This window comes from Rathayibacter rubneri (genome assembly GCF_023743255.1).
GTDB lineage: Bacteria > Actinomycetota > Actinomycetes > Actinomycetales > Microbacteriaceae > Rathayibacter > Rathayibacter rubneri.
The window spans coordinates 29,420-48,623 of the sequence record NZ_JAMRYM010000017.1 but is presented as its reverse complement, the minus strand read 5'-3'; the positions used below and the strand labels follow the sequence as shown (position 1 = coordinate 48,623).

The following is a 19,204-nucleotide window of genomic DNA, read 5'->3' as shown; positions in this document are numbered from 1 at the left end:
GGTCCTCGGTGCTCAGGCCGCGCTGGATCGCCGCCCACCAGCGCTCCACCTCGCCCCGGCTCGCACGGCCGGTGAAGTCGCGGCGGCCCGAGAGCTGGCCGATGCTGCTGGGGATGTTGCGCGAGACAGCGACGATGGAGGAGTCGGGGATCAGGCGGCCCGGAGCGATGTCGCGCTCCCGGGCGAAGGCGTCCCGCGCCAGCCAGAGCTCGCGGGCGACCGCGAGAGCGCGGAGTCCGCGCAGCGAGTGCATGCCCGAGAGCCGCCGCCACGGGTCGGGCAGGGCCGGCTTCGGCTGCCGGGCCAGGGTGGCCTCGAACTCCTCGCGGGCGATGCGGGTCTTCCGCGCCTCGATGAGCATCTCCTCCATCCGGTCGCGGAGGTCGACCAGGAGCTCGACGTCCTTCGCGGCGTAGACGAGCCAGCTCTGGGGGAGGGGACGGGTGGACCAGTCCGCTGCCGAGTGCTCCTTGGCGAGGTGGATGCCCAGCAGGTCCTCGACGACCGCCCCGAGACCGACCTTCGGGAGCCCCAGCAGGCGGGCGGCCAGCTCGGTGTCGAAGATGCGGGTCGGATCCAGACCAACCTCGCGCAGGCACGCGAGGTCCTGGCTGGCGGCGTGCAGCACCCACTCCTCGTCGCCGATGACCTCCTGCAGAGCGTCCATCCGGCCGATCGCGGGGGGATCGAAGAGGAAGGCGCCGGCACCGCGGCGGTACACCTGGATGAGGTACGCGCGCTGCGAGTACGTGAAGCCGGAGGCGCGCTCGGCGTCGACCGCGACGGGCCCCTCGCCTGCGGCGAGGGCGTCGACGGCGGCGAGGAACTCGTCGCGGGTGGAGAGGACGCGGTAATCAGTCACGGTTGTTCCGTCGGAAGGCGAGCGAGGTCACACCGTCGCTCGATACGGGCGGGAGGCCCGCGAGCATGCACAACAGCTCGCCCCAGCCTTCCACGTGGGCGGCGAGCTGCGCATCCTCGGGACTCCAGGACGCGCGGATCTCGATCTGGGCGCCGTCGCCCTGGGCGGCCAGCTCGCCGAATCCGGTCGAGAGGACCTTCGTCGCCGTGCCGGACGCCGCGTGGTAGGCGGCGCCCCGGGTGTCGAGCGCATCGATCAGCCACGACCAGGCGACCTCGGCGAGGAACGGGTCGGTGCCGATCTCGACCTCGAGCGGTGCCTGCGCGAAGCAGACGACGCGGAAGGCGCCGCCCCACTGCTCGGGCTCCTCGGGGTCGTAGAGGAGGATGAAGCGCCCCGTGCCGAGCTCGGAGTCGCGCCCGTGCGGATGCGGCGCGACGTCCGCCGAGAGGGCGAGGGCCCACGGAGCGAGCCCGGTCGGCGACGGGATCTCGGACACGGTCAGCTCGGATCGGGTCGAGACCGCGCGGATCGCCTCCGTCGCGGCCCGGAACTCCTCCGGTGGCTGAGACGGCGCTGAGAAGTCGGGCACGCTCCGAAGACTAGAGTTCCCGCATGCCCGATCCCCGCAGGCACGCCGCGGAGGGCGGTCGGCGCACCGGCGCCCTCCTGCTCGCTCTGCTCGCCCCGCCCGCTCTCGCCGCGACGCTCGCCCTGGGGGCGTCGGCCCTCGTCACCGCCTTCCTGCGCGGGGTCGTGATCCCGCCGTCGCGACGGAGCGAGGACACGAGAGTGCTGGACGTGCGGCCCGACGCGCGCGAGATCGTCCTCGCGGCCGGGCCGGAGACGACGGTCCGAGGCGGCTTCAGCCTCTGGTTCGACGGCGGGCGGGGTCACGCCCGCGTCGGTCGGATCCTCGCCACCGGTGCGGGCAGGGTCGTGCGCGAGCTCGAGACGGTGGATCGCGGACGGCTGCACGCCGGCGCCCGCGGGCGCGTCAACGGCTGGCTGTTCCTCTCGCCGCGCCAGACGCGGATCCCGTTCACGGCGGAGCAGGTCCCGACCCAGTACGGCCCCGCGCCCGCCTGGCTCTTCCCGGGCGGCGACGGGGCGACGTGGGCCGTCCACGTGCACGGCCGCGCGACGCACCGCGAGGAGACGCTCCGCGGCGTGCCGGTCCTCCACCGCGCGGGCCTCACCTCCCTCGTGATCTCGTACCGCAACGACGGCGACGCCCCCTCGAGCCCCGACGGTCGCTACGGCCTCGGCGACACCGAGTGGCGGGACGTGGACGCGGCGATCCGCTTCGCCCAGGAGCGGGGCGCACGCTCCGTCGTGCTCGTGGGCTGGTCGATGGGCGGGGCGATCGCTCTGCAGACCGTGCTGCGCTCGCCCCGGCGGCACCTGATCGCCGGACTCGTCCTCGACTCGCCGGTCGTCGACTGGCACGAGACCCTGCGCGGTCAGGCTCGGCTGCGGCGGATCCCGCCGGTGATCGCGGCGCTCGCCCTGACCGCCATGCAGAGCCCGCTGTCGACCGCCCTCACCGGGCAGAGCGCCGTCGTGCCGCTCGCGGACCTCGACCTCGTGTCCCGCGCCGACGAGCTCACGACTCCGGTCCTCCTCCTGCACAGCGCCGACGACGACTTCGTGCCGAGCGGGCCCTCCGAGGCGCTCGCGGCGGCGCGCCCCGATCTCGTCGAGCTCGTGCTGGTGGACGGGGCTCGTCACACCAGGATCTGGAACGACGACCCCGACCGCTGGGAGCGGGCCGTCGAGGGCTGGCTGCGGAGGCGGTCGCTCAGCGGATCCGGGTCCAGCGCGCGTAGGTGAAGCCCGCGTCGTCGACGGCGAGGCGCTCGAGCGAGTAGGCGTCGTCGACGACCGCGCCCGTCGCGGCGACGGGCAGCCCGGGGAGGACGACGCGCGGAGCGGTGGTCAGGCAGATCTCGTCCACGAGTCCGGAGGCGAGGAGCTGGCCGGACAGCGAGGCCCCGCCCTCGCAGACGACGCGGTCCAGACCGAGCGCGGCCAGGGCGGCGAGCACCTCCTCGACGCGCATCCGCCCGTCCCGTGCGGGTACTCGGACGACCTCGACCCCGTCGGGGAGTGCGGCGGGGGAGGGGAGCGACTCGGGCACGAGGAGGAGCACGCGAGCGCCCTCCTGAAGCTCGAGCCGGTGACCGGCGAGATCGCCGCTCGAGGAGACGATCGCCAGCGGAACCCGGCGGGGGACGCGGTAGCCCTCGGCGCGGACGCTCGCAGCGCCGACGAGGACCACCTGCGCCTGAGCGCGGATCACTCCGAGGATCGTGCGGTCGACGCGGTTGGTGAGCGTCTCGCTCGTGCCGTCCGACCCGATGCTCGAGCCGTTCACGCTCGCGATCATGTTCAGCCGGACGCGCACCGAGTCGGACGGCCGGTAGGCCTCCTCGACGGCGGCTCGGGCGCCGTCGTCCCCCAGGCGGACCGCGGGTCCTGCGGGGACGAGCGGCTGGAGGATCACGCGGCCAGGTGGGCGCGGATCTGGCGCTTGGTGCGGCCGAGCAGGGCGCTCATCCCGCGCAGGCGCAGCGGCGAGACGGCCTCGGACAGGCCGATCGTCTGCGGGAAGTCGTCGGGGACGGCGAGCACCTGCTCCGCGGTCAGTGCATCGAGCCCCTGGGCGAGGATCGAGGCGAAGCCGCGGGTCGTGGGAGCCTCCCGCGGCGCCGTCGCGTGCAGGTGGATCACGTCGCCGTCGAACTCCACGACGATGAAGACGGGGGACTGGCACTCCTCGACCCGCTCGAAGAGGTCCGGGTGGTCGCGGTAGCGCTCGGGCAGCTCGGGCAGATCGTTCGAGAACTCGAGGAGGAGCTGCAGCCGCTCGGGCTTCTCGAGGGCGAGGAACTCGTCGCGGATGTCGCGCAGAGCGTCGGGCAGAAGGTCGTCGGAAGTCATCCCGTCCATCCTCTCAGAGCAGGAGACCCCGGCCGCGGAGCGGTCGGGGTCTCCTGGACATCGGTCAGCGGGCCGCGGGGGCCTCGCCGGGCTCGGAGCCCTTGACGATCGGGACGCGCACGGCGCTGCCCCACTCGGTCCACGAGCCGTCGTAATTGCGGACGCCCTCGAAGCCGAGCAGGTGGGTGAGCACGAACCAGGTGTGCGACGAGCGCTCGCCGATCCGGCAGTAGGCGATCACGGCGTCGCCGTCCTGCAGGCCGGCTCCGTCGCGATAGATGCCGTTGAGCTCGTCCAGCGGTCGGAACGTGCCGTCCTCGGCGGCGGCCTTGCCCCACGGCACGTTCTGCGCGCTCGGGATGTGGCCCGCGCGCAGGGCGCCCTCCTCCGGGTACGCCGGAGCGGTGGTGCGCTCGCCCGAGAACTCCTCGGCGGACCGGACGTCGATCAGCGGGTTGCCGAAGTGCGCGAGGACGTCCTCCTTGAACGCGCGGACGTCGGCATCGCGGCGCTCGACGACGGGGTACTCGACCGCGTCGGTCGTCGACGCGTCGGTCGTGACGGGGCGGCCGTCGGCGATCCACTTGTCGCGGCCGCCGTCCAGGAGGCGGACGTCCTCGTGGCCGAAGAGGGTGAACACCCAGAGCGCGTAGGCGGCCCACCAGTTGTTCTTGTCGCCGTAGACGACGACGGTGGTGTCGCGGGTGATGCCCTTGGCGCCGAGGAGGGCGGCGAAGGCCGCACCGTCGATGTAGTCGCGCTCGACCGGGTCGTTGAGGTCGGTGTGCCAGTCGATCTTCACCGATCCCGGGATGTGCCCGGTCTCGTAGAGCAGGACGTCCTCGTCGGACTCGACCACCACGAGACCCGGGGTGCCGAGGCGTTGCTCGAGCCACTCACCGCTGACGAGTCGTTCGGGGTGCGCGTAGGCGGCGAACTTCGGCGACGGATCGAGTTCAACGGACAAGGAGGACCTCCAGGGTGGTGCGCGGAGCGCGGGCGTGAATCCAGGAGCGGGCTACGCTGGAGCCCGCCCTTCAGCGACAGTACGCGCCCCCGAGCGCGGGTGCACGGAAGGCGCCGTAAGAGTTCGACACAGAGCCGGGAGCCCTCCGGCGCCGGGTCGGACGGTTCGATGCAGAGTCAGACTGAGCGGCCGGCCCCCTCCGGACGCACGATGCGAGGTGCGCGTGATCCCCGACGACGTCCGTTCGACGAGCAGCCTCACGACGCGCTCGCCGCAGATCAGCGGTCACGAGATCGCCTCGACGCTCGTGCCGCCGCGGCAGTTCGAGGGCGCCACCTTCGAGAGCTACCGCCCGGACCCGGAGTACCCCTCGCAGGCCGAGGCCGTCGAGGCGCTGCGCGCGTTCGCCGCGGGCGGCGGCTCGCGGGGCGGCGGCGGGTTCTTCGGCTTCGGCCGGAAGAAGGCTCCCGAGGTGAAGCCCGGCGTGTACCTCGACGGCGGCTTCGGCGTCGGCAAGACGCACCTCCTCGCGGCGATCTGGCACGCGGTGCCCGGCCGCACCTACTTCGGCACGTTCATCGAGTACACCGCCCTCGTCGGGGCGCTGGGCTACGCGGCGACGGTGTCCCTCCTCAAGGGATCGGCGCTGCTCTGCATCGACGAGTTCGAGCTCGACGATCCGGGCGACACGATGCTGATGACCCGCCTGCTGGGGGAGCTCGTCGCCTCCGGGACCCGCATCGCGGCGACCTCGAACACGCCGCCGAACGCGTTGGGCGAGGGCCGGTTCGCCGCGGCCGACTTCCTCCGCGAGATCCACGCGATGGCGGAGCACTTCCAGACCATGCGGATCGACGGGACCGACTACCGCCGCCGCGACATCGAGGGCCACGCCGTCGTGCGCACCGACGACGAGATCTCGGCCGCGCTCGCGCAGGCCCCCTCCGGGGCGGTCGTCACCGACGACGCCTTCCGCGCGGCCGTCGACCACCTGGGCTCCGTGCACCCGTCCCGCTACATCAAGGTCATCGACGGCGTGGACGCGATCGTGCTCCGCGACGTCACCGCGCTGACCGATCAGACCGATGCGCTCCGCCTCGTCGCCTTCATCGATCGCGTCTACGACGCGCAGATCCCCGTGCTCGCCTCGGGTGTGCCGCTGGACGAGGTCTTCGGCGGCGACATGCTCACCGGCGGCTACCGCAAGAAGTACCTCCGCTCGATGTCCCGCCTCATCGCGCTCACGAGCATGAGCCCGTTCCGGGCGTCCGCTTCGTAGGATCGGGGGCTCCACGCCCCGCCGTCGCCCCCGCGCCGAGCACCTCGGCAGGTCCGTGTAACGCGTTGTTCACACGAACGGCTTCCCTGTAACGCGCTCGAAACGCAGGTCCCCTCGAACCGAAACGTCGCGCCACCAGACTGACGGGCGTACTCAAGCGACTCGACTCCGCTGACGCCCAGGCGTTCTCCGGGTCGCTCCTGCGCACCCGAAGAAAGGTTTCAGAATGGATCAAGGCAACACCGCCTTCCTTCTCATCGCCGCGGCACTCGTGCTGCTGATGACGCCGGGACTGGCGTTCTTCTACGGCGGTCTCGTCCGGGCGAAGAGCGTCATCAGCATGATGATGCTCAGCTTCGGCGCGATGGGGCTGATCGGAGTCCTCTGGGTCCTCTACGGCTACGCCATCGCGTTCGGCAACGGACCCGCGGGCCCCGCCGGCACCGACACCTTCTTCGGGATCGACGGCTTCCTCGGCATCGACGTCGCGCAGATCGGTCTGCAGGGCCTCTACAACGACGCGCTCGGCGAGCAGACCGCGGCCTACCCGACGATCGCCTTCGCGGCCTTCCAGGCCACGTTCGCCATCATCACCGTCGCGCTCATCTCGGGTGCGATCGCCGACCGCGCGAAGTTCGGCGCCTGGATGGTCTTCGCCGGCGTGTGGGCGACCCTCGTGTACTTCCCGGTCGCCTCCTGGGTCTTCAACTTCACCCTCGGTGACGAGGGCGTCGTGGACGGCGGCTGGATCGCCTACAACGTCGGAGCGATCGACTTCGCCGGCGGCACCGCGGTGCACATCAACGCCGGTGCGGCGGCCCTCGCCCTCGCCCTGGTCCTCGGCAAGCGCGTCAACTTCACCAAGGGCGCGCACCAGCCGCACAACCCGCCGTTCGTGCTGCTCGGCGCGGGTCTGCTCTGGTTCGGCTGGTTCGGCTTCAACGCCGGCTCGGAGCTCGCCGCCGACGGCATCGCCGCGATCGCGTTCCTGAACACCATCGCCGCTCCGGCCGCCGCGATCCTGGGCTGGCTCGTCGTCGAGAAGATCAAGGACGGCAAGCCCACCTCGATCGGTGCCGCCTCCGGTGCCGTCGCGGGCCTCGTCGCGATCACCCCGGCGTGCGCCAGCCTCTCGCCCTTCTGGGCGATCGTCCTCGGCGTCATCACCGGTGCGGTCTGCGCCCTGGCGATCGACCTCAAGTACCGCCTCGGCTACGACGACTCGCTCGACGTGGTCGGCGTCCACCTGGTCGGCGGCCTCATCGGAACGCTCTACATCGGCTTCTTCGGCACCGACGTCGGCCTCTTCCTCGGCGGCGGCTTCGCTCAGCTCGGCGCTCAGGCCCTGGCGGCCTTCACAGTCCTCGCCTACTCGTTCCTCATGACCCTCCTGATCGGCTTCGTGATCCAGAAGACCATCGGGTTCCGCGTCAAGAACGAGGACGAGGTCGCCGGCATCGACACCGCGATCCACGGCGAGGCGGGCTACGTCCTCGCGGACTGACCCCTCCCCACCGCACTGCACCCGACGGGGTGCCGCCCTCCCGAGGGCGGCACCCCGTTCGCGTTCCCCCGCGCGGCCGTGCTTCCGGGCTAGGGTTCCCGGGTGACTTCCTCACGCTCGGTCGTGTCCCTGCTCCTCCGACTCCTCGGCCGCACCGTCGCGCCGAGGCCCGACGCGGGACCGCCGGCTCAGCGTCCGTTCCTGACGCCCACGGCGACGACCCCCGGCGCGAGCGGCGTCGGCCGCACCGTCGAGGTCGACCCCGCCCGCCTCCGCGGGGTGCACGCCGGCTACGCGCCCACCGCCGACGGCGACCCCGACCCGGGCGAGATCGTCTGGACCTGGGTGCCCTACGAGGAGGACGACGGACGCGGCAAGGACCGCCCGGTGCTCGTCCTCGCGGTCGAGAAGGCCGGGACGGTGCTCGCGGTGCGCTTGAGCTCGAAGCAGCACGACGGCTACCTGCCGGTCGGCACCGGGGAGTGGGACGCCGAGGGGCGGCCGAGCTGGGTCGATCCGGAGCGGGTCTTCCGCATCCACCCCGCCGGCATGCGCCGTGAGGGCGCGGTGCTCGAGCGCTCCCGCTTCGACACCGTCGCCCGGACCGTCTCGACGCGCTACGGCTGGCGCTGACCGCTCTCCCTCAGCCGATCGGGTCGATCGGGACGAACTCCGGGAACTTGGCCGTGCGGCCGTCCCCCGAGGAGGTGCCGGTGAGGCGCCGGCGCACCCAGGGCGCGACGTGCTCGCGGTAGTAGCGCGCGGAGCCCAGTCGTGACGCCCGGTCCGACGGCATCTCCCGCCACTGCGACGGGGGAGTGAGCCCCAGCGCGCCGAGCACCTTCGAGGCGACGCGGTGGTGGCCCCGGGGTCCCATGTGCAGCCGGTCCTCCGACCACATCCGGGGGTTCTGGAACGCCGGGTCGTTCCAGTTGTCGGCGACCACGATGTCGTCCCGGGCCTCGATCCGGCGCAGCACCGCGCTCGTCAGCGCGTCTCCGCGCCGCTTGATCATCCGGCCGAGGGGGAGCCTGGCCGAGGGATCGGCTCCGGCCAGGGCGATGAGGACCACGCCCTCCTCGTCGCAGCGCTGCAGCACTCGCGAGTAGGAGTCGGCGATGCGCTCGATGTCGGCACGCGGCCGCAGCATGTCGTTGCCACCTCCGTTGAAGGAGAGGTGGGTGGGCTCGAGGGCGAGAGCGGGCTCGAGCTGCTCCTCGACGATGGGGCGGATGAGCCGGCCGCGGATCGCGAGATTGGCGTACTCGATCCGCTCGCCCCTCGCCTCGGCCCAGCCCTGCGCGGCGAGATCGGCCCAGCCCCGGGTCGACCCGTCGGGCAGCTCGTCGCCGACGCCCTCGGTGAAGGAGTCGCCGATGGCGACGTAGCGGACGGCGGTCATCGACGAACTCCCCAGCGGCGCATCATGGCACTGTAGCGGGCGGGTGCTGGACGCGTCCGGGGGTCGACACCGCGCGCGGGCGCGAGGTCAGTGCTCCCAGCCCACCAGCCAGGACACGCCGTAGCGGTCCCGCACCCGTCCGTCGGTCGCACCCCAGGGCCTCGCCTCGAGAGGGTCGACGACCCCTCCGTCCTCGGCGAGGGCGTCGAACCAGCGTGCGAGGACGTCCGGCGCCGCCGTGCCCAGGAGCGCGAAGAGCACGCCCTCGAGATGCAGCGGCTCCTCGCCGACCGCGGTGTCGGAGCCGGCGAGCGACACCGGCCCCGTGAGCACGCCGTGGGCGATCAGCCCACCCGGGCCGTCGGTGCGACCGAACTGCTCGAAGGTGTGCAGCGACAGGTCGCCGCCGAAGACGTCGCGGTAGAAGCCGAGGGCGTCGCGCGCCGTGCCGGGGAACGCGAGGTAGGGGAGCGGAGCGGTCATGACGGTCACCCTAGGACGCCGGAGTCCTCGTCGGCGAGCGCCGGACTCAGGCGCCGGTGCCGCGGTGGCCGAACGCGTGCAGGTCGAGATCGGCGCTGAGCCGATCGCTCACGAGGCGGCCGCGCACGCTCGTCCCGGACGCGTCCAGCGGAGGGCTGACCACGGCGGCGCCGAGGCGGCCGGGCACCGCGAGGACGAGGGCGCCCGAGACGCTCGATTTCGCCGGGATGCCGACCGCCTGCATCCAGCGGCCGGATCCGTCGTACACGCCGCAGGTCGCCATCACCGAGAGGACGTCGCGAGCCACCGCGGGCGGCACGACACGCTCCCCGGTCACCGGATTGACTCCGCCGAACGCCAGCGTGGCGCCCATCACGGCGAGCGCCCGGGCGTCGACCAGCACCGCGCAGGCGCGGGCGTAGGAGGAGACCGCGTCGTCGGCTCCGACGTGCATCGTCCCCTCCGAGCGCATGAGGTGCGCGAGGGCGTGGTTGCGGTCGCCGAGCAGGTGCTCGTTGCGGGCGACCCCCTCGTCGACCTCGAGCGGGCGTCCCGCGAAGGCGGACAGGCCGCGGAGGATGCGCTCACTGCGCTCCCGGGCACCGCCGCCGTCGACGAGGGAAGCGGTGAGCAGCGCGCCCGCGTTCACCATCGGGTTCGGCGGGCGGCCCGTCCCGCTCTCGAGCTTGATCGCATCGAAGGCCTCGCCGGTCGGCTCGATGCCCACGCGCTCGAGAGCCTCCCCGTCGGTGTCGAGCAGCGCCAGAGCGAACAGGAACGGCTTCACGGCGGACTGGATGCTGACGAGCACGTCGGCCTGCTCGCTGGAGCGCACCGACCCGTCCGGCAGCACGAGAGCGAGGCCGCACAGTCGAGGGTCGGCCGCGGCGAGCTCGGGGATGCTGTCGTCGACGACTCCGTCGTCCTCGAGCTCGTCGGCGAGGACGCGACGACGCAGGGCGTCGAGGTCGTAGGTGCGGGGATCGGCGGCGTCGCTCATGCCTCCAGCGTGACACGTGCTCCGCCGTGCAGCGCGGGAGGCGGTGCCGGCCCCGCCCGGTGACTACCCTGGCCGGATGAGCACTCCGCGCCCCCTTGAGCAGTCCGCGAAACTCCGGAACGTCCTCTACGAGATCCGGGGGAAGGCGCTCGTCGAGGCGTCGCGGCTCGAGAGCGAGGGGCACCGCATCCTCAAGCTCAACACCGGCAACCCGGCGGGCTTCGACTTCGAGGCCCCGCACCAGATCGTGCGGGACATGATCGCCGCCGTGCCGAACGCGCACGGCTACAGCGACAGCCGCGGGATCCTCTCCGCTCGTCAGGCGGTGACGTACCGCTACGAGGAGATCCCGGGATTCCCTCCCGTCGACCCCGAGTGGGTGTTCCTGGGCAACGGGGTGTCGGAGCTCATCACCATGACCATGCAGGCGCTCCTGGACGACGGCGACGAGGTCCTCATCCCCGCCCCCGACTACCCTCTGTGGACCGCGATGACGAGCCTCTCGGGCGGGACGGCGGTGCACTACCGCTGCGCCGAGGAGGACGGCTGGCAGCCGGACCTCGAGGACATCCGCTCGAAGGTGACTCCGCGGACCAAGGCGATCGTCGTCATCAACCCCAACAACCCCACCGGCTCGGTGTACAGCCGCGCGGTGCTCGAGGGACTCGTCGCCGTGGCCCGCGAGCACTCCCTCCTGCTGCTGGCCGACGAGATCTACGACCGCATCCTCTACGACGACGCTCAGCACATCCCGCTCGCGTCGCTGGCTCCGGACCTGCTGTGCCTGACCTTCAACGGGCTGTCCAAGACCTACCGCGTCGCGGGCTACCGCTCGGGCTGGATGGCGGTCACCGGTCCGCGCGACCACGCGGAGGGGTTCCTCGAGGGCATCACCCTCCTCGCCTCGACGCGGCTGTGCCCGAACGTCCCGGGGCAGTACGCGATCCAGGCCGCCCTCTCCGGCGTGCAGTCGATCGAGGCGCTGGTGGCACCGGAGGGGCGCCTGCACCGGCAGCGGGACGCGGCGTGGTCGGGTCTCGAGCGGATCCCCGGCGTGTCGTGCGAGCTGCCGAGAGGGGCCCTGTACGCCTTCCCGCGCCTCGATCCCGAGGTGCACGACATCCGGGACGACGGGAGGCTCGTCTACGACCTGCTGCTAGCGGAGCACATCCTGCTGGTGCCGGGGACGGGCTTCAACTGGCCGACGCCGGACCACCTCCGCATCGTCACCCTCCCCGAGGAGCGGGTGATCTCGGAGGCGATCGAGCGGCTCGGCAACTTCCTGGCGTCGTACCGGCAGTAGTCGTCGGCCGGGCGGGACCGGTCAGAGCAGCAGTGCGCGCAGATCCTCCACGGTGCGGCCGTGCAGGGTCGGCCAGAGGGTGCGGTCCGGGCCCTCCGCCAGCGGTACCCGGTGCGGGACCCCCACCGCCGCGGCCCCCGAGGCGACCGCGGCGGCGAGCCCGACGGGGGAGTCCTCGACGGCCGCGCAGTCGGCGATCGGCGCACCGAGTCGGCGCGCGGCGAGGAGGTAGGGCTCGGGATCCGGTTTGCCGCGGGAGACGTCGTCTCCCGTGACGACACCGGCGAGCACGACGTGCTCGGCGAGCGCCGCCGCCACGATCGAGGCGAGACGACGGGACGAGGTGGTCGCGATCGCCTGGGGGATACCGACGGCCGCGACGCTGCGGAGGAGCTCGAGGGCTCCGGGCCGCCAGGCGATCCCGGCGCGCAGGGCCGCCGCGACGTCGCCCTCGAGCTCCTCCTCCATCGCGCGGTCGTCGAGCCCGACCCCCGCGCCCCGGAGTGCGAGGGCGGTCTGCTCGAGGGTCGAGCCGATGAGGGCCAGCCCGTCGTGCTCGCTCCACTCGCCGCCCCAGTGGGCCACGAGTCGGTGCTGGGCGGCCATCCAGGCGGGCTCGGAGTCGACGATCGTCCCGTCCATGTCCCAGAGGACGGCGGCGAGCGGCCCCCTCACGCAGCGACCCCGTTCGCGGACGCGGATCCGGTCCTGCGGCGGGCCGTCAGGGCGGGCGCGAGGACGACGGCGAGGAGGCCGGCGAGCGGGACCACGGCCAGGCCTGCGCGGAGACCTGCACTGTCGGACACGAGCCCGACCAGCGGCGGCGACAGGAGGAATCCGAGGCGCATCAGCCACGAGACGAGCGTCACTCCGGTGCCGGCGCGCAGCCCGGGGATCTCGTCGGCCTCGTGCATCGCCGCGGGCACTGTCGTGGCGAGACCGAGACCGGCGGCGGCGAAGCCGAGGATCGTGCCGGGAACGGAGGGGAGCAGGAGCGCCGCGCCCATCCCGAGGAGCGCGATCGCCCCGCCGGTCCGCACCACCGCGCGCTGACCGAAGCGGTCCACGAGACGGTCGCCCAGGATCCGCCCGACGAACTGCGCGCCGACGAGGGCGACGAACCCGGTCGCGGCGACGGCGGCCGTCGCCCCGAGCTCCCCCGAGAGGTAGACCGCGGCCCAGGTGGAGGCGGCGTCCTCGACCAGCGTTCCGGCGATCGCGACGCCCACGAGGGCGACGAGCAGGAGCACGACGCGGCCCTTCACGCTCGACCGGGGACCGGTCGACGTCCTCTCGGGGCGCTCCGCGTCGTCGCGGCCCGGGAGGCAGAAGCGCAGCGCCGTCAGGGCCACGATCGCGAAGAGGGTGCCGGAGAGCACGAGGTGCGTCGAGCGGGGGAGGCCCACGGCGATCGCTCCCGCTGCCATCGCCCCGCCGAGGACCGCTCCGATCGACCAGAGGGCGTGGAAGGAGTTGATGAGCGAGCGGCCGAAGCGGCGCTGCACGCGCAGACCGTGGGTGTTCTGCGCGACGTCGGTGACGGCGTCGGTCGCGCCGGACACGAGCAGCGCTGCCGCGAACGCGAGGAGGGTCGGCGAGACGCCCGCGACCACGGTGCCGATCGCCGTGAGGATCGTGCCGAGGACGGCCGCGCGACCGCTCCCTATCCGGCGCAGGAGTGTGCCGGACGCGAGGCCCGCGAGGATCGCACCGGCCGGGAACGCCGCGATCGCGACTCCGTATGCGGCGTTGTCCAGCCCGAGGTCGGCCTTGATCTCGGGGAAGCGGGGGACGAGGTTGGCGAAGAGCGCCCCGTTGGTCAGGAACAGAGCGGCGACCGCACCGCGGGCGCGACGGACCTCTCTGCTCGGAGGAGCGGCGGCGGAAGCAGACATGCGTACGACCGTACACGCAGTGTGTACGATCGTGCACATGACTACCGATCACTTCGCGGGAGACGACCGCACCAATCGCGAGCGCATGCTCGCCGGAGACCTCTACCTCGCCGATGATCCGGAGAGCATCCGGATCGCGCAGCGCGCCGTGCGCCTCGCCGACGCCTATCACCGCGCCTCGCTCGCCGACGAGGACGCCGCCCGACCGCTCCTCGAGGCGCTCCTCGGCGACCTCGGCGAGGGCGCCTTCGTCAAGCCGCCGCTGTTCGTCGACTACGGCGAGAACATCCGCATCGGTGCTCGGACCTTCGTCAACTACCACCTCACCGCCCTCGACGTCGCGCCGATCACGATCGGCGCGGACTGCCAGATCGGACCGAACGTCCAGCTGCTGACGCCGACGCACCCGATCGAGCCCGGCCCGCGACGGGACAAGCTCGAGGCCGCCCGGCCGATCACGATCGGCGACAACGTCTGGCTCGGCGGCGGCGTGATCGTCTGCCCCGGCGTGAGCATCGGCGACGACAGCGTGATCGGAGCGGGGGCGGTCGTGACCCGCGACATCCCGTGCGGAGTCGTCGCGGTCGGCAGCCCGGCCAGGGTGATCCGGAGGGTCGACGAGTGAGCGAGGACGCTCCGGCGCGTGCGGCGCGGCGGACGGATCCGCATCGGCGCGACCGCATCATCGACGCGTGCCTGGAGGTGATCGCGGAGGCGGGCGTCTCGGGGACCTCGCACCGACGGGTGGCGGCGGCCGCCGACGTGCCCCTGGGCTCCATGACCTACCACTTCGCCGGCATGGACGAGCTGCTCCACGCCGCCTTCTCGCGCTTCGCCGACTCGGTCGCCGACCAGGCGCAGCGGCGGATGGACGCGGCCGGCTCGCCCGAGCAGGCCCGGCAGGCGCTCGTGGACCTGGTCGTGCACGACGTCCTGGGCAGCCACCGCGAGCTCGTCCTCACCCACGAGCTCTACACGCTCGCTGCGCGTCAGCCCGCGTTCCGGAGCCTCACGCACTCGTGGATGGCCAGGACGCGCGCGGCGCTCGAGCAGCACTTCGATCCGGCGACCGCGCGGATGCTCGACGCGCTCATGGAGGGGCTGACGATCCACCGCGCTCTGGACGACGAGCCGGCCGACGACGCGCTGGTCGAGGAGGCCGTGCGGCGGATCCTCTCCTGACGGGCGCGCCGCCGCACCGCGGAGTAGCATCGGCGCGTTCCCGCGACGAGAGGACCCCATGACCCCGAGCGACGAGATCGACGCCCTGATCGCCCGCACGCCCGACTGGCGCGGGGAGACCCTCGCCGAGCTGCGTCGCGTCGTCCGCGCCGCCGACCCCGGCATCGTCGAGGAGTGGAAGTGGATGGGGGCGCCGGTGTGGGAGCTCGACGGGATCCTCTGCGTCGGCAACGTCTTCCGGGCGAAGGTCAAGCTCGGCTTCCTCCACGGCGCCTCGCTGCCGGACCCGCAGGGGATCTTCAACGGCGAGCTCGGGGGGAATCAGCGCCGTTCCGTCGAGTTCGCCGAGGGCGACCGGGTGGACGCCGACGCCCTGACCGCACTCGTGCAGGAGGCGATCGCCCTCAACCGCCGACGCGTCGGCGAGCGCGCGGCCGCTGCGGTCGCGAAGCGCGAGGCGGCGAGGGCCGCGCGCGCAGCCGCGAAGCTCTGATCAGGCCCGAGCGGCCTTGACGTAGGCGACGAGCGCGTTGGCGTGCCCGTGCCCGAGGCCGTGCTCGGACTTCAGCCAGGCCACGACCTGCATGTGCGGCTCGGAGTCGAGCCGCGCGTCGACCAGGTCGAGCCACTCCTGAACGGGGCGCCCGTAGGTCTTCTCGATGCTGGTGAAGTAGGACGCCGGCCCCTTCGGCTTGGAGCCGTCGGCGGGGGGTTCCGGAGCGAGCACGCGGTCGGTCATGCCGTCACCCTAACGACCGGGCGCCGCCTGCACGAGTGCCCGCGAGCGGGTCGCCGGCTCCGTAGTCTCGGAGCGTGGAAGCGGAGCGGACGGACGTGCTCGTGGTCGGCGGGGGTCCGGTGGGCGTCCTGCTCGCCGCGCTGCTCGCCCGGGCCGGGATCGACGTGCAGGTGTGGGAGAGCCGCATCGCGCTCCCCGCGGGATCGCGGGCGATCGGCATCCATCCGCCGTCCCTCGACGTGCTCGCCGGCATCGGTGCGGCCGAGCCCGTCCTCGCGGAGGCGGCGCTCGTGAGGCGGGGGATCGCCCGCAGCCGGGGCCGCGACCTCGGTGCCCTGTCGTTCGCCCGCGCCTCGCGCACTCACCCCTACGTCGCCACCCTCGATCAGCACCGCACCGAGTCGATCCTCCGGGAGCGGCTCGAGGAGCTCTCGCCCGGGGCGCTGCGACCCGGGATCTCCCTGACGGGTCTTCACCGGCAGGGTCCGCTCGTCGAGGCCGTCGGCCGGACGGACGGCGGCGGGACGACCACCGTGCAGGCCTCGTTCGTCGTGGGGGCGGACGGCGCACGGAGCACGGTGCGCGAGCTGCTCGGCGTCGGCGTCTCGGGCCGCGACTACCCCGACCGCTACGTGATGGGGGACTTCGCCGATCCCGAGCCGGCCTCCCTCTCGGGCTCGGCCCTCGTCGACGTCGGGCCGGCCGGGGTCGTGGAGTCGTTCCCGCTACCCGGGGGTCGTCGACGCTACGTGGCGCTCGTCGGAGCGGACGCCTCGCTCGGCGCTCCCGCCTGGCGCCCCGAGGACCCGCCGGATCGGGACGCGGCGGTGCGGCTCGCGGCGGTCGTCCGCTCCCGCACGGGCGCCGCGGTCGACGCCGGGACCTGCACCATGCTGAGTGGCTTCCGGGTCCGCCGTCGCGAGGCCGGCGCGCTCGACGACGGCAGGGTCGTGCTCGTCGGCGACGCCGCGCACGAGATCAGCCCGATCGGCGGTCAGGGGATGAACCTGGGCTGGCTCGACGCCGCGGCGCTGGCTCCCCTCCTGGCGGAGTCGCTCCGCTCGGGGGCACTCGGCCCCTGGCCGTCCTACGCACGGCGGCGGACCCGGGCCGCACGGCGGGCCGCGCGCCAGGCGGAGCTGAACATGGCGCTCGGGAGACCGCTCGGAGCCGCCGCGCACCGCGGGCGGACGGCTTTGCTGCGCGTGCTCCTCGCGCTGCCGACGTCGCACGTCCTGGCGAGGGTGTACGCGATGCGGTGGTCCTGACCTCAGGCGACCAGACGCGCGCCCGACAGGCCGAGCTCGAGCACCAGCACGAGCGAGGCGGCGATGACGATCCGGAAGAGCAGCCGTGTCGGCGGCCCGGACAGCACGAGACGGACGCCGACGACGGCGAGGACGACGACCGCGAGGGTGCCGACGACCGCCAGGAGGGCACCGGCACCGCTCACGCGGTCCTCGCCCGACAGCTGGCCGAGCAGCACGAGGAGCGCCCCCGCGACGAGGGAGCCGAAGGCGACGACGCCGGACAGGCGCAGGCCGAGCCGGTGCGGGAAGCCCCGGACCCCGGTGGCGGCGTCGTCGACCAGGTCGGGGAGCACGTTCGTGCAGTGGATCGCGATCCCGAAGACGGCGCCCGTGGCGATCGCCCACGCGGCGGGGAGCGGCCCTCCTCCCGCCGAGACGGCGACGACGGGCAGGAGGCCGAAGGCCACGACGAAGGGCACGACCGAGAACGCGGTGCGCTTGAGTCCGGCGTCGTAGACCCAGCCGGCCGCGACGAGGACGAGGTGGGCGACGGCCGCCACCGGTCCGAGCAGGAGGGAGAGCAGGATCGACGCGGCCGCCGTGCCGATCGCCGCCGCCCGGACAGTCCGGACATCGATCAGGCCCGACGCGACCGGCTTGTCGGTGCGGCCGACGGCGCGATCGCGGTCGGCGTCGATCCAGTCGTTGGCGAGGCCGATCGAGAGCTGACCGGAGACGACGGCGAGGGCGACCAGCACGACGGCGCCCGCGGGGCGGCCCGCGGCGGCGGCGAGCACTGACGCGAGCACCGTCACCGCGACCGTGGGCCCGGGGTGGGACGAGGCCAGCAGGAGGCGCACCCGGGACGTCATCGTGCCAGCCTACGGGCCGCTCTCCACCGCGCACGCAGTCCCGTTCGCCACCCTCCGCTCGTCGCACTCGCGGGGGAGCACGACGGCGGGTGCTCACGGCGCTCGCCGCGGCCACCGGGACGCCGCTCCCGGGCTGACCGGGGGAGTCAGCCGACGGTGACGGCCGCGCTGGAGGGCGTGCGGCCGTGCCGCATCCAGACGAAGAAGCCCACCAGGGTGAACCCTCCGTAGACCACGTACATCAGGCCGGACGCGTAGTACCCGGCCGAGAAGAGGAGCGGGACGCCCACGACGTCGACCGCGACCCAGATCAGCCAGAACTCGACCCAGCCCTTCGCCATGCCGTAGGTCGCGAGCAGCGATCCCACGAAGATCCAGGCGTCGCTCCACACGGGCTCGTAGGAGCCGAGCGCGCGGAACAGCGGAGTCAGCAGCGCGGTGCCGCCGACCATCGCCACCACGAGGAGGCCCCGGGTGCGCCACGACGCCCACCGAGGCTCGAGCACGGTCGTCGAGGCGTCGGGGCGGTGCGTCCAGCGGTACCAGCCGTAGACGCTCACGATCATGAACATGACCTGCCGGCCCGCCTGACCGAGCAGGTTGACGGGGTTCGGAGTGCCGAAGAGCGCGCCCATGAAGACCGTGAACAGCAGCGCGTTCCCCACGAGGCCGACGGGCCAGGCCCAGACCTTGCGCCGCATCCCGCCGAGAGCGCTCGCCAGGCCGAAGGCGTTGCCGATCACCTCGCGCCAGAGGACCCTCTGGTCGCCCAGGACGATCTGCGCGTCGAACAGCCAGTGCACAAGTTCCACGTGATCCTCCTCAGCCCCCTCGTTCAGCAACGGCGGGCGGCCGTGCATTCCCGGAGGTCAGAACAGCGAGTAGACCACGACGAAGCACCACGCCGCGGCGGCGGTGACCACCGCGGCCGCGAGGACCACGACGGGACGCGGACGGCGGCGCACGACGGCCAGCACGAGGAAGCCGACGCCGAGCAGGATCTCGAGCCACCAGTAGACGGGGCTCGTGGTGTCGACGACCGCGCCCAGCGCCCAGATCCCCTCGCCGAGGAGCACTCCCGAGAGGGGCGCGACGGCGAGGACCCGTCACCCCCGGGTCCCGTGCAGGGTGAGCGAGGCCGCGACCCCCAGGATCGGGCCGGCGGGCACGGCGAGCAGCCAGAAGGGGTCCGAGAACGGAGGGGACCAGCCGAAGCCCCGGAGGCCCGTCACGATGTCGTAGCCCTCGAGCATCGCGAAGAAGGCCAGCAGCCCGAGCACCGCGCCGACGACCGGACGGGCGCGCCCCAGCCGGACGAGGGCGAAGACGAGCATCGACCAGCCGCCGGCGGAGTTCGCGAAGGAGTTGACCGAGGGCGGCAGCACGGTCTGCAGGAGGCTCGTCAGGGCTCCCAGCAGAAGTCCTCCTCCGATCGCGACGGCGACGGCGCGGAGAAGGAGAGGGCGTCTCGCGGAGGGCATGCTCCGAGCATCCCGGCCGGGCCTCCCGGGCGGATCAGGGAG

22 protein-coding genes and 1 pseudogene are annotated in these 19,204 nt (G+C 73.1%); 9 read left to right on the top strand and 14 right to left on the bottom strand.

Annotation, left to right across the window (positions count from 1 at the left end; translation table 11 throughout):
- Both NB037_RS06535 and NB037_RS06530 read right to left on the bottom strand, forming a co-directional pair.
- Positions 1 to 862: HRDC domain-containing protein (locus NB037_RS06535; protein WP_251944491.1), on the bottom strand; the 862-nt coding region annotated here is incomplete at its 3' end.
- A complete protein-coding gene (locus NB037_RS06530) occupies positions 855 to 1,454 on the bottom strand; it encodes a DUF3000 domain-containing protein (RefSeq protein WP_251944490.1) in 600 nt (199 codons plus the stop codon). The genes NB037_RS06530 and NB037_RS06535, both read right to left, overlap by 8 nt.
- A gap of 23 nt (positions 1,455 to 1,477) precedes the next feature.
- Here NB037_RS06530 and NB037_RS06525 point away from each other — a divergent pair, with 23 nt between their 5' ends.
- Complete coding sequence (locus tag NB037_RS06525; RefSeq protein ID WP_251944489.1) at positions 1,478 to 2,695, top strand: alpha/beta hydrolase; 1,218 nt, start codon at positions 1,478 to 1,480, stop codon at positions 2,693 to 2,695.
- Here the strand turns inward: NB037_RS06525 and NB037_RS06520 are convergent.
- The 3 genes from NB037_RS06520 to NB037_RS06510 all read right to left on the bottom strand — a co-directional run bounded on the left by NB037_RS06520 (position 2,664) and on the right by NB037_RS06510 (position 4,772).
- On the bottom strand, positions 2,664 to 3,368 hold the full coding sequence (locus tag NB037_RS06520; protein WP_251944488.1) for a dihydrofolate reductase family protein: 705 nt from the start codon (positions 3,366 to 3,368) through the stop codon (positions 2,664 to 2,666). The genes NB037_RS06525 and NB037_RS06520 overlap by 32 nt on opposite strands.
- Positions 3,365 to 3,805, bottom strand: coding sequence for a SufE family protein (locus NB037_RS06515; protein ID WP_251944487.1), 441 nt, complete (start codon positions 3,803 to 3,805; stop codon positions 3,365 to 3,367). The genes NB037_RS06520 and NB037_RS06515 overlap by 4 nt, the downstream gene beginning before the upstream one ends.
- Before the next feature lie 64 nt (positions 3,806 to 3,869).
- Positions 3,870 to 4,772, bottom strand: coding sequence for a sulfurtransferase (locus tag NB037_RS06510; RefSeq protein WP_251944486.1), 903 nt, complete (start codon positions 4,770 to 4,772; stop codon positions 3,870 to 3,872).
- Positions 4,773 to 4,995: 223 nt separating this feature from the next.
- Here NB037_RS06510 and zapE point away from each other — a divergent pair, with 223 nt between their 5' ends.
- The 3 genes from zapE (at position 4,996) to NB037_RS06495 (ending at position 8,188) form a co-directional block, all read left to right on the top strand.
- Entirely contained in the window at positions 4,996 to 6,051 is a 1,056-nt protein-coding gene (gene zapE / locus NB037_RS06505; RefSeq protein WP_251944493.1) for a cell division protein ZapE, read from the top strand.
- Positions 6,052 to 6,277: 226 nt separating this feature from the next.
- Positions 6,278 to 7,555, top strand: a complete 1,278-nt coding sequence (locus NB037_RS06500) for an ammonium transporter (RefSeq protein ID WP_251944485.1) — start codon at positions 6,278 to 6,280, stop codon at positions 7,553 to 7,555.
- Positions 7,556 to 7,657: 102 nt separating this feature from the next.
- On the top strand, positions 7,658 to 8,188 hold the full coding sequence (locus tag NB037_RS06495; protein WP_251944484.1) for a type II toxin-antitoxin system PemK/MazF family toxin: 531 nt from the start codon (positions 7,658 to 7,660) through the stop codon (positions 8,186 to 8,188).
- Positions 8,189 to 8,198: 10 nt separating this feature from the next.
- On the opposite strand, the gene NB037_RS06490 is transcribed toward NB037_RS06495, so the two are convergent.
- From NB037_RS06490 to glsA, 3 genes are all read right to left on the bottom strand, one after another.
- Entirely contained in the window at positions 8,199 to 8,957 is a 759-nt protein-coding gene (locus NB037_RS06490; RefSeq protein ID WP_251944483.1) for an SGNH/GDSL hydrolase family protein, read from the bottom strand.
- Positions 8,958 to 9,044: 87 nt separating this feature from the next.
- Positions 9,045 to 9,440, bottom strand: a complete 396-nt coding sequence (locus tag NB037_RS06485; RefSeq protein WP_251944482.1) for a VOC family protein — start codon at positions 9,438 to 9,440, stop codon at positions 9,045 to 9,047.
- Between the two features lie 46 nt (positions 9,441 to 9,486).
- Positions 9,487 to 10,440 (bottom strand): glutaminase A, encoded by a 954-nt coding sequence (gene glsA / locus NB037_RS06480; protein WP_251944481.1) that lies wholly within the window; start codon positions 10,438 to 10,440, stop codon positions 9,487 to 9,489.
- Between the two features lie 76 nt (positions 10,441 to 10,516).
- On the opposite strand from glsA, the gene NB037_RS06475 reads away from it, so the two are divergent.
- Positions 10,517 to 11,743: a pyridoxal phosphate-dependent aminotransferase gene (locus NB037_RS06475; protein ID WP_251944480.1), complete on the top strand. Its 1,227-nt coding sequence runs from the start codon at positions 10,517 to 10,519 to the stop codon at positions 11,741 to 11,743.
- A 21-nt stretch (positions 11,744 to 11,764) separates the two neighbouring features.
- On the opposite strand, the gene NB037_RS06470 is transcribed toward NB037_RS06475, so the two are convergent.
- The gene (locus NB037_RS06470; RefSeq protein WP_251944479.1) at positions 11,765 to 12,418 is read right to left on the bottom strand and encodes an HAD family hydrolase; all 654 of its coding nucleotides are present in this window, start codon (positions 12,416 to 12,418) and stop codon (positions 11,765 to 11,767) included.
- Positions 12,415 to 13,638 carry an MFS transporter gene (locus NB037_RS06465; protein ID WP_251944478.1) on the bottom strand — a complete coding sequence of 408 codons (1,224 nt, stop codon included), beginning with the start codon at positions 13,636 to 13,638 and terminating at the stop codon, positions 12,415 to 12,417. The genes NB037_RS06470 and NB037_RS06465 overlap by 4 nt, the downstream gene beginning before the upstream one ends.
- A gap of 37 nt (positions 13,639 to 13,675) precedes the next feature.
- Here NB037_RS06465 and NB037_RS06460 point away from each other — a divergent pair, with 37 nt between their 5' ends.
- From NB037_RS06460 to NB037_RS06450, 3 genes are read left to right on the top strand one after another with little or no spacing between them, the layout of a single operon-like run.
- Positions 13,676 to 14,263, top strand: a complete 588-nt coding sequence (locus NB037_RS06460) for a sugar O-acetyltransferase (protein ID WP_251944477.1) — start codon at positions 13,676 to 13,678, stop codon at positions 14,261 to 14,263.
- A complete protein-coding gene (locus NB037_RS06455) occupies positions 14,260 to 14,820 on the top strand; it encodes a TetR/AcrR family transcriptional regulator (protein ID WP_251944476.1) in 561 nt (186 codons plus the stop codon). The genes NB037_RS06460 and NB037_RS06455 overlap by 4 nt, the downstream gene beginning before the upstream one ends.
- 58 nt (positions 14,821 to 14,878) lie before the next feature.
- Positions 14,879 to 15,313, top strand: coding sequence for a DUF1801 domain-containing protein (locus tag NB037_RS06450; protein WP_251944475.1), 435 nt, complete (start codon positions 14,879 to 14,881; stop codon positions 15,311 to 15,313).
- Here NB037_RS06450 and NB037_RS06445 read toward each other — a convergent pair whose 3' ends face one another.
- Positions 15,314 to 15,559 (bottom strand): DUF4287 domain-containing protein, encoded by a 246-nt coding sequence (locus NB037_RS06445; protein ID WP_251944474.1) that lies wholly within the window; start codon positions 15,557 to 15,559, stop codon positions 15,314 to 15,316.
- Positions 15,560 to 15,633: 74 nt separating this feature from the next.
- Here NB037_RS06445 and NB037_RS06440 point away from each other — a divergent pair, with 74 nt between their 5' ends.
- The gene (locus NB037_RS06440) at positions 15,634 to 16,827 is read left to right on the top strand and encodes an FAD-dependent oxidoreductase (RefSeq protein ID WP_251944473.1); all 1,194 of its coding nucleotides are present in this window, start codon (positions 15,634 to 15,636) and stop codon (positions 16,825 to 16,827) included.
- Positions 16,828 to 16,829: 2 nt separating this feature from the next.
- Here NB037_RS06440 and NB037_RS06435 read toward each other — a convergent pair whose 3' ends face one another.
- From NB037_RS06435 to NB037_RS06425, 3 genes and pseudogenes are all read right to left on the bottom strand, one after another.
- A complete protein-coding gene (locus tag NB037_RS06435; protein WP_251944472.1) occupies positions 16,830 to 17,681 on the bottom strand; it encodes a UbiA family prenyltransferase in 852 nt (283 codons plus the stop codon).
- A 146-nt stretch (positions 17,682 to 17,827) separates the two neighbouring features.
- Positions 17,828 to 18,493 (bottom strand): nicotinamide riboside transporter PnuC, encoded by a 666-nt coding sequence (gene pnuC / locus NB037_RS06430; protein ID WP_251944471.1) that lies wholly within the window; start codon positions 18,491 to 18,493, stop codon positions 17,828 to 17,830.
- Between the two features lie 57 nt (positions 18,494 to 18,550).
- A pseudogene (locus NB037_RS06425) lies at positions 18,551 to 19,162 on the bottom strand (DUF6518 family protein).
- Between the last annotated feature and the right edge of the window lie 42 nt (positions 19,163 to 19,204).

What these genes read in the sequence shown, in the direction of transcription:
- NB037_RS06525 (WP_251944489.1), top strand. Translation starts at nt 1,478, where the DNA reads ATGCCCGATCCCCGCAGGCACGCCGCGGAGGGCGGTCGGCGCACCGGC.
- NB037_RS06515 (WP_251944487.1), bottom strand. Translation starts at nt 3,805, where the DNA reads ATGACTTCCGACGACCTTCTGCCCGACGCTCTGCGCGACATCCGCGAC.
- NB037_RS06500 (WP_251944485.1), top strand. Translation starts at nt 6,278, where the DNA reads ATGGATCAAGGCAACACCGCCTTCCTTCTCATCGCCGCGGCACTCGTG.
- NB037_RS06490 (WP_251944483.1), bottom strand. Translation starts at nt 8,957, where the DNA reads ATGACCGCCGTCCGCTACGTCGCCATCGGCGACTCCTTCACCGAGGGC.
- NB037_RS06485 (WP_251944482.1), bottom strand. Translation starts at nt 9,440, where the DNA reads ATGACCGCTCCGCTCCCCTACCTCGCGTTCCCCGGCACGGCGCGCGAC.
- glsA (WP_251944481.1), bottom strand. Translation starts at nt 10,440, where the DNA reads ATGAGCGACGCCGCCGATCCCCGCACCTACGACCTCGACGCCCTGCGT.
- NB037_RS06475 (WP_251944480.1), top strand. Translation starts at nt 10,517, where the DNA reads ATGAGCACTCCGCGCCCCCTTGAGCAGTCCGCGAAACTCCGGAACGTC.
- NB037_RS06465 (WP_251944478.1), bottom strand. Translation starts at nt 13,638, where the DNA reads ATGTCTGCTTCCGCCGCCGCTCCTCCGAGCAGAGAGGTCCGTCGCGCC.
- NB037_RS06460 (WP_251944477.1), top strand. Translation starts at nt 13,676, where the DNA reads ATGACTACCGATCACTTCGCGGGAGACGACCGCACCAATCGCGAGCGC.
- NB037_RS06450 (WP_251944475.1), top strand. Translation starts at nt 14,879, where the DNA reads ATGACCCCGAGCGACGAGATCGACGCCCTGATCGCCCGCACGCCCGAC.
- NB037_RS06445 (WP_251944474.1), bottom strand. Translation starts at nt 15,559, where the DNA reads ATGACCGACCGCGTGCTCGCTCCGGAACCCCCCGCCGACGGCTCCAAG.
- NB037_RS06435 (WP_251944472.1), bottom strand. Translation starts at nt 17,681, where the DNA reads ATGACGTCCCGGGTGCGCCTCCTGCTGGCCTCGTCCCACCCCGGGCCC.